The sequence below is a fragment of the Actinomadura kijaniata genome (genome assembly GCF_014138665.1).
GTDB classification, from domain to species: Bacteria; Actinomycetota; Actinomycetes; order Streptosporangiales; family Streptosporangiaceae; genus Spirillospora; species Spirillospora kijaniata.
This window is the reverse complement of sequence record NZ_JACJIA010000026.1, coordinates 43,321-53,448: the sequence shown is the minus strand read 5'-3', so window position 1 is coordinate 53,448 and position 10,128 is coordinate 43,321. Positions and strand designations below refer to the sequence as shown.

9 protein-coding genes are annotated in these 10,128 nt (G+C 75.0%); 4 read left to right on the top strand and 5 right to left on the bottom strand.

Going from position 1 to position 10,128, the window contains the following annotated elements:
• The 4 genes from HNR61_RS50685 to HNR61_RS45790 all read left to right on the top strand — a co-directional run.
• The coding region (locus HNR61_RS50685; RefSeq protein ID WP_376770314.1) for an elongation factor 1-alpha C-terminal domain-related protein at positions 1–105 on the top strand (105 nt) is incomplete at its 5' end.
• A gap of 3 nt (positions 106–108) precedes the next feature.
• On the top strand, positions 109–1,074 hold the full coding sequence (gene rfbB, locus HNR61_RS45800; protein ID WP_182849428.1) for a dTDP-glucose 4,6-dehydratase: 966 nt from the start codon (positions 109–111) through the stop codon (positions 1,072–1,074).
• A gap of 8 nt (positions 1,075–1,082) precedes the next feature.
• Positions 1,083–1,991, top strand: coding sequence for a glycosyltransferase family 2 protein (locus HNR61_RS45795; protein ID WP_182849427.1), 909 nt, complete (start codon positions 1,083–1,085; stop codon positions 1,989–1,991).
• Between the two features lie 90 nt (positions 1,992–2,081).
• Positions 2,082–2,882 carry a hypothetical protein gene (locus tag HNR61_RS45790; RefSeq protein ID WP_182849426.1) on the top strand — a complete coding sequence of 267 codons (801 nt, stop codon included), beginning with the start codon at positions 2,082–2,084 and terminating at the stop codon, positions 2,880–2,882.
• Here HNR61_RS45790 and HNR61_RS50385 read toward each other — a convergent pair whose 3' ends face one another.
• The 5 genes from HNR61_RS50385 to HNR61_RS45765 are packed head-to-tail and all read right to left on the bottom strand — an operon-like array spanning position 2,883 to position 10,063.
• Complete coding sequence (locus HNR61_RS50385; RefSeq protein ID WP_182849425.1) at positions 2,883–3,866, bottom strand: glycosyl hydrolase; 984 nt, start codon at positions 3,864–3,866, stop codon at positions 2,883–2,885.
• Positions 3,863–5,194, bottom strand: a complete 1,332-nt coding sequence (locus HNR61_RS45780; protein ID WP_182849424.1) for an RCC1-like domain-containing protein — start codon at positions 5,192–5,194, stop codon at positions 3,863–3,865. The genes HNR61_RS50385 and HNR61_RS45780 overlap by 4 nt, the downstream gene beginning before the upstream one ends.
• Positions 5,195–5,206: 12 nt before the next feature.
• Positions 5,207–6,538 carry a ParB N-terminal domain-containing protein gene (locus tag HNR61_RS45775; protein WP_182849423.1) on the bottom strand — a complete coding sequence of 444 codons (1,332 nt, stop codon included), beginning with the start codon at positions 6,536–6,538 and terminating at the stop codon, positions 5,207–5,209.
• On the bottom strand, positions 6,522–8,096 hold the full coding sequence (locus tag HNR61_RS45770) for a lipopolysaccharide biosynthesis protein (protein WP_312898422.1): 1,575 nt from the start codon (positions 8,094–8,096) through the stop codon (positions 6,522–6,524). Before HNR61_RS45770 ends, HNR61_RS45775 begins: the two co-directional genes overlap by 17 nt.
• Positions 8,093–10,063: a Wzz/FepE/Etk N-terminal domain-containing protein gene (locus tag HNR61_RS45765; protein ID WP_182849422.1), complete on the bottom strand. Its 1,971-nt coding sequence runs from the start codon at positions 10,061–10,063 to the stop codon at positions 8,093–8,095. The genes HNR61_RS45770 and HNR61_RS45765 overlap by 4 nt, the downstream gene beginning before the upstream one ends.
• Between the last annotated feature and the right edge of the window lie 65 nt (positions 10,064–10,128).

The following is a 10,128-nucleotide window of genomic DNA, read 5'->3' as shown; positions in this document are numbered from 1 at the left end:
TTCGTCGACGACTACGGCCGCAACCGGCTGACCGGCGGGTTCATCCTCATCGACGAGGCCACCCACAACACCGTCGCCGCCGGAATGATCACCGGGGCGAAGTAGCCGGTGCGCCGCGTTCTGGTCACCGGAGGAGCCGGGTTCGCCGGGTCGCAGTACGTCCGCATGCTGGCCCCGCACGCGCGGGTCACCGTGCTGGACAAGCTCACCTACGCGGGCAACCCCGCGAACCTGGCCCCGGTCCGGGACCGGATCGACTTCGTCCGCGGCGACATCGCCGACCCGGGCCTGCTGGCCCGGGTCGTGCCCGGCCACGACCTGGTGGTCAACTTCGCGGCCGAGTCGCACGTGGACCGTTCGATCGACGACGCCTCGGCGTTCGCGCGCACCAACGTCCTCGGGGTCCAGGCCCTCATGCGGGCGTGCCTGGACGCCGGGACGCCGAAGGTCGTGCAGGTCTCCACCGACGAGGTCTACGGCAGCATCCCCGAGGGCTCCTGGGCCGAGGACGCGCCCCTGGCCCCCTCCTCCCCCTACTCGGCGTCCAAGGCGGGCGGCGACCTGATCGCGCTCGCCTACGCCCGGACGCACGGCCTGCCGGTCTGCGTGACCCGCAGCGGCAACAACTACGGTCCCCGCCAGTACCCCGAGAAGCTGATCCCGAGGTTCGTCACGCGCCTGCTGGACGGCCTGCCGGTCCCGCTGTACGGCGACGGCCGCAACGTCCGCGAGTGGATCCACGTCGCCGACCACTGCCGCGCCGTCGACCTGGTCGCCGAACGCGGCGAGCCCGGCGAGGTCTACCACGTCCCCGGCGACGCCGAGCTGACCAACCTCGACCTCACCCGCCGCCTGCTGGAGCTGCTGGACGCCGACCCGTCGCTGGTCGAGCACGTCCCCGACCGCAAGGGCCACGACCTGCGCTACTCCCTGAACGGCGACAGGCTCCGCGCCCTGGGCTACGCGCCGCGGGTACCGTTCGACGAGGGCCTGGCCGAGACGGTGACCTGGTACCGCACCCACCGCTCCTGGTGGGAACCCCTCAGGCCCGCCGAACCCAACGCAGCGAGGTAGGTCCCCTGATGCCCCCGTCCGTCGGAGTCGTGCTCCCCACCCACAACCGGCCCGAGATGCTGCGGCGCGCCCTGGAGTCGGTGCTGGCGCAGGAGTACGACGGCGAGGTGCGCGCGGTGGTGGTGTTCGACCGGGCCGAGCCCGACCCGTCGCTGGCCGAGGTCGGCGGCGGCGACCGCGTCCAGGTGATCGCCAACACGCGCGCCCCCGGCCTGGCGGGCGCCCGCAACAGCGGCGTCCTGGCGCTGGACACCGAGCTGGTGGCGTTCTGCGACGATGACGACGAGTGGCTGCCCGGCAAGCTGGCCGCGCAGGTGAGCGCGCTGGAGGCCGCCCCGGACGCGGTGCTGTCCAGCACCGGCATCGTCATCGACTTCCGCGGGCAGGCGCTGCCCCGCCTCGCCGGGACCGACCGCGTCACCTACGACGCCCTGATCCGCGACCGGATCATGAGCGTGCACTCCTCGACCTACCTGTTCCGGCGCGCCGCGCTGCTCGACATCGGCATGGTGGACGAGACGATCCCCGGCAGCCAGGGCGAGGACTGGGACGTGGCGCTGCGCGCGGCCCGCCGCCACCCCGTCGTCAACGTCGACACCCCCTACGTCCGCGTCCTGTGGGGCCTGACCTCCTACTACGCGCAGGCGTGGGAGACCAAGGTCGCGGCGCTGGAATGGTTCCTGGAGCACTATCCGGAGATCGCGGACGAGCCGGGCGCGGCGGGCCGGGTGTACGGGCAGATCGCGTTCGGGTGCGCCACGGTCGGCCGCCGCCGGGACGCGCTGCGCTGGTCGGCCCGCGCCCTGAAGGCCAACCCGAAGGAGCGCCGCGTCCCGTTCGCCCTGGCGGTGGCCTCCGGAGCGGTGTCGGGCAGACGTGTCCTGCTGGCCCTCCACACCCGCGGGCGCGGAATCTGAGTCCGGCCTTCCGGAAGTCCCGTCATCGATAGGATGCGAAGCACCTCCCGGTACTGATGGTTCGGTGCCAGTTTCGAAGGAGTTCCCCTCTTGGACGCCTCTCTCCGTCGTACGGCTCTGCCGGGCGCCTTCCTGCTCGCCTCCCTGGTGGTCGGCGGGACCGCGGCCCCGGCGCACGCCCAGACCGACTGGAACATGGTCGCCGAGTCGATCGGCGAGGCCGGGTACTACGTGGACTCGGGCGCCAAGTACTTCAAGAGCGACCAGCAGCTGGACCTGCTGCGCGGCGCGCAGGACAGGTCCACGCCGGTGTTCATCGCGGTCATGCCCGCCTCCACCAAGCCCGGCGACGCCATCGCGAAGCTGAAGTCGCTGATGGACCGCAAGGGCACCTACGTCGTGCTGGCGGGGGACAAGCTCCAGGCGTCCTCCACGGCGTTGCCGCAGCAGACCGTGCTGCGCGCCTACCGGTCGGCGACCGGCACGAACAAGGGCAGGCCCGACGGCGCCCTGGTGGCGTTCGTCAGGCAGCTGGACGAGAAGAAGGTCGGCGCGCAGGTCAGCGGGCGGCCCAAGGCGCCCAAGCCGAGCGCGGGCGCGTCCTCGGCGGCCGGCCCGGAGGCGGGCGGCCCGCTGCCCGGCTCGGTGCCCGACGTCGCCAAGCCCGCCGCGAAGGACGACGGTCCCGGCGTGCTGCCGATCGCGCTGGCCGGGGTCGCGGGCGTCGCGGTGGTCGGGGGCGTGGCGTTCTTCGTGCTGCGCAAGCGGCGCAGGCCCGCCGCGGAGGGGCCGCAGGCCGCCGCGGGCGCCCCGATGGGACCCGCCGCCGGTGGGCCGCCTCCGGGCGCGCCGCGGCCGCCGCAGGGGCCGCCGCAGCCGCCGCAGGGCTGATCAGGGGGCGCGGTAGGGGGCGCCGGCGACCATCTCCCGCCACGCCTCCAGCGCGCTGGGCGAGCTCCGGTAGTCCAGGTCGCAGCGGATGTGCGACGCGTCGGGGGCGTGCCGGTCGTCCCAGTACAGCAGGGCCGTGTAGCCGCGGTAGTCGGGAAGGCGGAACAGCGCGGCGGCCTCCCGGATCCATGCGGCCTTCCGTCCCGAGACGGCCTTGTCCTCCGCCGACGCCCACTCCAGCACCATCAGCGGCTTGCCGGGGTGCCGGAGCCCGAACCGCCGGTGCGGCTCGATCAGCTCCCGCAGGCTCAGCCACGGGGTGTCCCGGCTCAGGCAGGTGTACCAGTTGTAGGCGTCCACCCCGATCGCGTCCACGTAGTCGTCGCCGGGGTAGTACGCCTCGGCCTCCCGCCCGCCGTTCCGGCCGAACGCCAGATGCGTCACCGTCCACACGTAGCGGACGTTGGTGACCCCCTCCTTGCGGTGGACGCGCACGACGCGCCGCCACGCGGCCACGTAGTCGGCGGCCGAGCCCATCGGCCGCGACGGGCGGGCCTCCGGCTCGTGGTTGAACACGAGGTGGACGGTCCCGCCGAACGCCTTCAGCTCGCGCGCCTGCGCCAGCACGTCGTCGTGCAGCGGCTCGCCCCGCCGGGCGTCGGCGATGTCCCGCCAGCGGATCACGGCGCCGTCCTTGCGGCGTGCCTTCACCGACACGAACAGCGCCCGCTTCCCGGACCGGGCCCATTCCATGTCCGGGCCGAGCAGCGGCTCGTCCCAGCGGCGGAACACCCGCACCCCCGGCAGCCGCCGCCCGGCGTCGGCCTCCCGCTCCTCGATCTGCCGCCGGTTCTGCGCGTTCGCGCCGAGCAGCACGCGGGGCTCGGGGGCCGTGCGCCTCTCCTCGCCGCAGCCGGTCAGGAACGCGCCCGAGAGCGCGCCCGCCGACAGGACGGCGACCAGCCGTGTCCCGGGGGGCCTCACCAGCGCATCAGCAACGCCAGATGGCGCCGGCCCGCCCCCACGTCCAGGACCCGGCCCGCCTTGCGTCCCTCGGCCAGCACGATCGGGCCGGGGCGGTTGCGGGGCACCCGGTTGCCGGAGCCGAGCTGCCCCTTGCCCCCCGAGCCCCAGGTGAGCGGCGTTCCGTCCGCCAGCACCGCGACACCGAACGCCTCCCCGGCGAACACGCGGGCGACGCCGCGCAGCCGCGTCCCGTGCGTGCCGGCCACCAGGACGGGCCGCGGGGAGCCGGTGTAGGAGCCGTCGCCGAGCTGCCCGGCGGCGTTGTCGCCCCACGCGACCACGGTGCCGTCGCTGCGCAGCGCGTAGTTGTGACGTTCGCCGGCGGAGATCGCGACGACGTCGCGCAGCACCGGCAGCCCGCGCATCCCCGCCACCCGGACGGGGCTCACGCGGTCGGTGGTGGAGGCGTCGCCGAGCTGCCCGAGCTGGTTGCGGCCCCAGGCCGCCACGGTCCCGTCCCGCAGCAGCGCCAGCCCGTGCTGCCCGCCGATCGCGATCTGCGTGACACCGGTCAGGGCGGGCGCGTCGTCGGGGCCCCGCACGGGGCGCGGCAGCGGGCGGCTTCTGGTCGTGCCGTCGCCGATCATGCCGAAGTTGTTCGCGCCCCACGCCACGACCGACCCGTTCCTGAGCAGCGCCATCTCGGTGCTGCCGTCGGCGGCGATGGCGGTGACGTCGGTCAGCGGGCCCCTGCCGTCGGGGCGCAGCACCTTGGTCGGGGTCAGCGGGGGCTTGCGGCGGCCGTAGCCGCGCTGCCCGGCGTCGCCCGCCCCCCAGGTGACCACCGTGCCGTCCCTGAGCAGCGCCATGGAGAAGTCGGTGTCGGCGGCGACCGCGACCGCTCCGCGCAGCGGCCCGACCCGGCCGCCGGGGGCCCGCACCGGCTGTGGAACGGTCCGCGCCCGGGTCGTGCCGTCGCCGAGCTGGCCCTTGTCGTTGGCGCCCCAGGCGACGACCAGGCCGCCCTGGAGGACGGCCAGGGAGTGCCGGGCCCCGGAGGCCACGGCGTACACCCCGGTCAGGCGGGGACGCCCGGCGGGGCCGGCGGCGGGGGCCAGCGCCACGTTCATCGGGTGCTGGCGGGCGTCGCGGCCGAGCTGGCCGCCCTCGTTGAGGCCGGTCGTCCAGACCTCGCCGTGGACGCGCCCGACCACCCCCGCCGGGGGAGCCGACGCGGGACGGCGGGGCGATGACGGCGGGGGTTCCTGGACCCCGGCGCAACCCGTGGCGACGATGGCGGCCGCGGTCAGAGCGGCCGACACCCGGGTGAGATGGGAGACGTTCATTCAGGTGGGCTGTCAGACGGTGGCGCGCACGCAGGCGAACAGATGACGCCGGTAGTTGCCGGTGTAGGGCGGGTGGGCGTCGTCGTCCGGCCCGAGGTCCACGATCTCGTCGAACGTGGTGCGCTCACGCAGGAACGCGGCGATGCGCGCCGGGTTCCAGCCGCGCAGCGACTCGGCGAACCACCGCTCGTTCTCCTGGCCGGTGTCGAAGAACAGCACCCTGCCGGTGACCTTGTCCAGCAGCTCGATCAGCGCGTTCTCGTCGACCTTGGCGCGCCCCAGCACGAAGTGGTGCAGCAGGCTGAAGCACGACACCACGTCCCAGACGCGGTCGGCGGCGCCGAGCAGGTCCACCGCGTCGCCGGTGGTGATCGCGCCGTCCGGCAGGCCGTAGACGGCCTTGCCCAGCGGCACGGCGAGCGGGTCGCGTTCCATGCCGTGGCCGTCCAGCCCCGCCCTGCGCATCTCGGAGACGAACCAGCCGTAGCAGGAGGCGACGTCCAGGTAGGAGGCGGTGCCGGTCGCGCCGATGCCGCGTTCGGACAGGAACGCCAGCATCTTGTCGCGGCGGTCGGTGCAGCGGCGGACGGTCGGCCACTTGTGCAGCTCGGGGGCGTCGATCGGCTGGTACAGCTCGCGGGTGCCGTCGATCCAGCTCATCTTCAGCAGGTGGTCCTGCAAGGGCGTCGTCACCGGCAGCCACTTGACCAGCACCGGGTGGGAGCGGTCGCCGCGCATGACCGCCAGCGCGAGCCGGTGGTGGCCGTCGAGGACCTGGTAGTAGTCCGAGCCGCGCACCGGGGCGACCAGCACCGGGTCGCCGGGGGCGCTCTGGGACGCCACCCGCGCGGGCCCGCGCTTCGGGGCGGTCCGCCCCCGGTACCGGTCGATGAAGATCCGCGCGGCGCGCAGCACGCCCTCCTCGTCGGTCGCGCCGAAGAAGTCGGCCCCGGCCTTGACGCAGCGCATCCCCATCCGGCCGTAGTCGCTGGCCAGCAGCGTCTCGTCGGACGGGTCGGGGTCGTCGTCGGCGAGCCGCAGCAGCGCGACGTGCGGGCCGTCCACCAGCGTCGTGGAGGGCCACAGCAGGTCGCCGGTGCGCTCGGCGAACTCGCGGGCGGTCCAGCCTCCCTGCGCCCCGACCAGCAGCCGGTCCAGGGCGACCGTGGTCTGCCAGGGGCGGCGCAGCACCACCGTCGACACGGCCGTGCGGACCTCCGGCGGCAGCGGCACCGAACGGCCCGCGTCCACCAGCCGTCCGTACAGCGGCCCGTCGGGGGCGACGCCCGCCCTGCGCAGGAGCGTCCGCGAACGGCGGCGCACCTGGTCAAGCTTCGTTGGCATGCACTCTCCTCGGGGAGTCGTCGCGCGGAGCCGGGGAGGACGGGCCGCGCCTGCCGGGGAGCAGGGCCGTGAACGCGGTGAGCACGAGTCGGCCCCGAACAGCCCACAGTAGAGCAAAGTACACCAGGATTCCGGGGATCAGACCGGCGAACGACGCGATCGGTCCCGGACCCGCCAACAGCCGTGCCACCAGCGGGAACACGCCGAAGCAGAGCATCGTGACGGCGACCGCGACCGGCAGGCCCGCCCCCCGCGGGCCGATCCGCAGCAGCCGCCGGACCTGCACCATGCCGAGCAGGTTGCGGACCAGGATCCCGGCCGCCCGCGCCGCCGCCGCGCCGAGCGGGCCGAACGGGCCGATCAGCAGCACGCTGAGCACGACGGTCGTGCCGAGCGCGGCGGCGCTGTTGGCGAGGCTCAGACCGCTGCGCCCGGCCATCAGCAGCAGCACGTCCAGCGGCCCGGCGATGGTCGCCAGCAGCATCGACAGCGCCAGCACGACGGTCGTCCACTGCCCGGCCCCCGAGTAGGAGGACCCGAACAGCGACAGGTAGACCGGCGCGGCCGTGGCCACCGCCAGGTGGACGGGCCAGGTCAGCAGCACCGTCCAGGTGGTGGCGATGGCGAACGTGCGCTGCGCCCCCTCCCGGTCCTCCAGCGCCAGCAGCCGGCTGAGCTGGGGCTGCATGACGTTCTGCACGGCCTGGGTGCCGAGCTGCCCGACGACGACGAACCGGGTCGCGACGGTGTAGAGCGCGGCGTCGCGGGGCGAGCTGAGCGCCGCCATCAGGACGATGTCCACGCGTTGCAGCGCCTGCTGGCAGATCCCGCCGATCGCGCGGGGCCCGGTGTACCGCCAGAACTCCCCGGCCAGCTCGCGCGACGCGACCGGTGCCGTCGCGGGCGGCGCGGAGGCCCAGGTCCGGGCGGCGACCTTGCGGTACCACAGCGCCGCCACCAGCGCACCGGGCAGATAGGGCAGCGCCCACGCCAGCGCCAGCGCGGCCGGGTCACCGGAGAACACCGGCGCGGCCAGCACCCCGACGACCTGCGCGAACTGCCGGAACAGCTTGTCGACCAGCACGGTCGGCCGCATCGTGCCGTGCCCGCGCGTGGCGGCCAGCAGCGCGTCCTGGAGCGCGGCCAGCGGCAGGAACGCCGCCATCGTCCGCAGCATCGCGGCCGTGCTGCCGGTGTCGCCGGCGCCGAGCAGCCCGGCCAGCCACGGCGCGGTGACCGCCAGCGCCCCGGCGGCGACGACCGCCACCCCCACGACCGGGACGAGCGCGACCGGCACCGTCCGGCGGGCCGCGGCGTGCTCGCCGAGCGCCAGCCGCCGCGGAACGGCCCGCAGCAGCCCGGTGTCGGTGCCGAGCCCGGCGGTGACGGCCAGGATGAGGAACAGCGCGTTGGCGGCGAAGAAGGCGCCCGCCGTCGCCTGGTCGTAGGAGCGCGCGACGACGAAGACCAGGGCCAGCCCCAGCACCCCGGCCGAGACGGCCCCCACCAGGTTGAGCGCGCCGCCCCGGGCCATCCGGCCCAGATTGGGCCCGCTCACCGGCCGCGTTCGCCGTTGGCGCGGGAGGGGCGCTCCTCGTCGTCCTCCGACCAGATCGTCAACGCGGGGAACGTCTCGGTCTCCCGGCCGGCCTCGGCGTCCCGGGCCTCGTCGTCGGCGAGGGCGGCCAGGCCCGCCGAGTCCGGCAGCGTGGCGGTCGGGTCGTCGTGGACCTGCTCGGCGCGGTCGGCGCCGGAGGAACGCGAGGTCGTGTCGAGGGCGCGGGCGACCGGCTTGTCCTCGCTGTCGGCCGCGCGCCGCGCGGCGGCGCGGGTGATGGCGCTGCGGTCCATGGCGCCCCGGCGGACGTGGTCCTGGGAGGACGACGCGGCGGGTGACTGCGGGGTGGGTGACTGCGGGGTGGGCGACTGGGCGGGCGTCCGGGTGGCGGGCAGCCGCGGGGGAGCCGGCCGCGAGGCGGCCGGGCGCGGAGCCGGGGCGTGCTTCTCGCCCCGCCTGCCCTTCTGCTGCCCGCGCCGCTTCGGGGCGGTCTCGGCGGCCACGCCCAGCACGAGCGTGCCGGTGCGTTCGGCCTCGGCGTACGCCTGCTCCAGCTCGTCGCGGGTGGTGACGCCGAGGGTGGCCACCAGCAGCACCGCGTCGACCAGCGACAGCAGCGCCTGCGCGTCGGCGTCGCTGATCCCGTCGGCGTTGATCACCACGAAGCCCGAGCGGTTGCGCAGCTCCTTGACGGCCTCACGCATGCGCGGGCCGCTGAACCGGTGCGCGGCCTCGGCCGGGTCGCCGCCGCGCGGCAGCAGCCGGAGCTGCGACTCCACGTGGACCAGCAGCTCGGCCGGGTCCACGCCCTGGAGCAGGACCTCCGCCAGGCCCCGGCCCTGCCGCAGCCCGAACAGCGAGGCCGAGTCGGGTCCGTCGCCGGCGGCGTCCACCAGGACCGTCGGGGAGCCCGCCAGGGCGAGCGCGACCGCCAGGTTGGCGCTGACACCGGTCGCCGGACGGCCCGGCGTGGCGGAGGTGACCAGCAGCGCCACCGGCGCGGGCGGCGCGGCGGCGACGATCGAGGCGCGCAGCCGCCGGTAGGCGTCGCCCGCGCCGCTCGGGGACGCCCCGTTGGCGCCGCCCGACAGCGCCAGCACGCCCTCGCCGCCGGCGTGCCGCGGCAGGGCGCTGAGCACCGGGACGCCGAGCTGCTCCAGGTCGGCGGTCTCGTGGACGCGGCGGTCGGCGCGGTGCCGCACCAGCACCAGCAGGGCGGCCCCCAGCAGGCCCAGCACCAGGCCCGCCGCGCCGAAGACCGCGGGCCGCTTGGCGCTCGGTCCCGCCGGCATCTGCGCCGGGCTGATCACCTGGCCCGGGTTGACCGGCGTGGAGCGCACGTCGTTGGACTGCTCCTCGATCACCCCGAGCTGGTTGGTGTACGCCTGGACGCGGGTGGTCCAGTAGGCGCGCTGCGTGCCGGAGGTGGTCTGCACCTTGCGCGAGGCGTTCTGCAGGGCCAGCTCGACCCGCTGGGTGTTGTCCTGGAGCTTCCTCAGCTTGCCGTCCAGCACCGCCTGGGTGCGCTGCCGCCGGTACTCCAGGTAGGAGTCGGCGAACGCCTGCGCGCCGTCGCGGGCGCGCTTGCCGCTGTTGGCGGCGAACCCGATCGTGAGGACCTGGGTGTTGGGCGGCACGGTCACCGACACCTGGGCACGCAGCTCTCCCGGCGACTCGCTCGCCTTCAGCCGGTCCCGGACCATCTTGGCGACGGCGTCGGTCTTGACGAGCTGGGCCTCGGTCTCCAGGTTGAGCAGGTCGTCACCGCGCCCCTGCGGGGAGTAGGGGTTGCCCTCCAGGGGAGCGACCAGGGTCGTCGCCGTGGCCGTGTAGAGCGTGGAGGTCAGCAGCCCCGCCGTCAAACCCACGATCGTCGTGCAGAGCGCGATCAGGACGATCGTCGTGCGCTGCCGACGCAACGCGGCGACGAGCTGCCCCTGAGCTGCTCCGGTGTGGTCCGCCGCCACTTGGTCTCCCCGTGTCCGATTACCCCTCGACCGGCACCACGCCGTTGTGTTTGCCCTGACATTAC

What these genes read in the sequence shown, in the direction of transcription:
- HNR61_RS45775 (WP_182849423.1), bottom strand. Translation starts at nt 6,538, where the DNA reads ATGCCAACGAAGCTTGACCAGGTGCGCCGCCGTTCGCGGACGCTCCTG.
- HNR61_RS45795 (WP_182849427.1), top strand. Translation starts at nt 1,083, where the DNA reads ATGCCCCCGTCCGTCGGAGTCGTGCTCCCCACCCACAACCGGCCCGAG.
- HNR61_RS45780 (WP_182849424.1), bottom strand. Translation starts at nt 5,194, where the DNA reads ATGAACGTCTCCCATCTCACCCGGGTGTCGGCCGCTCTGACCGCGGCC.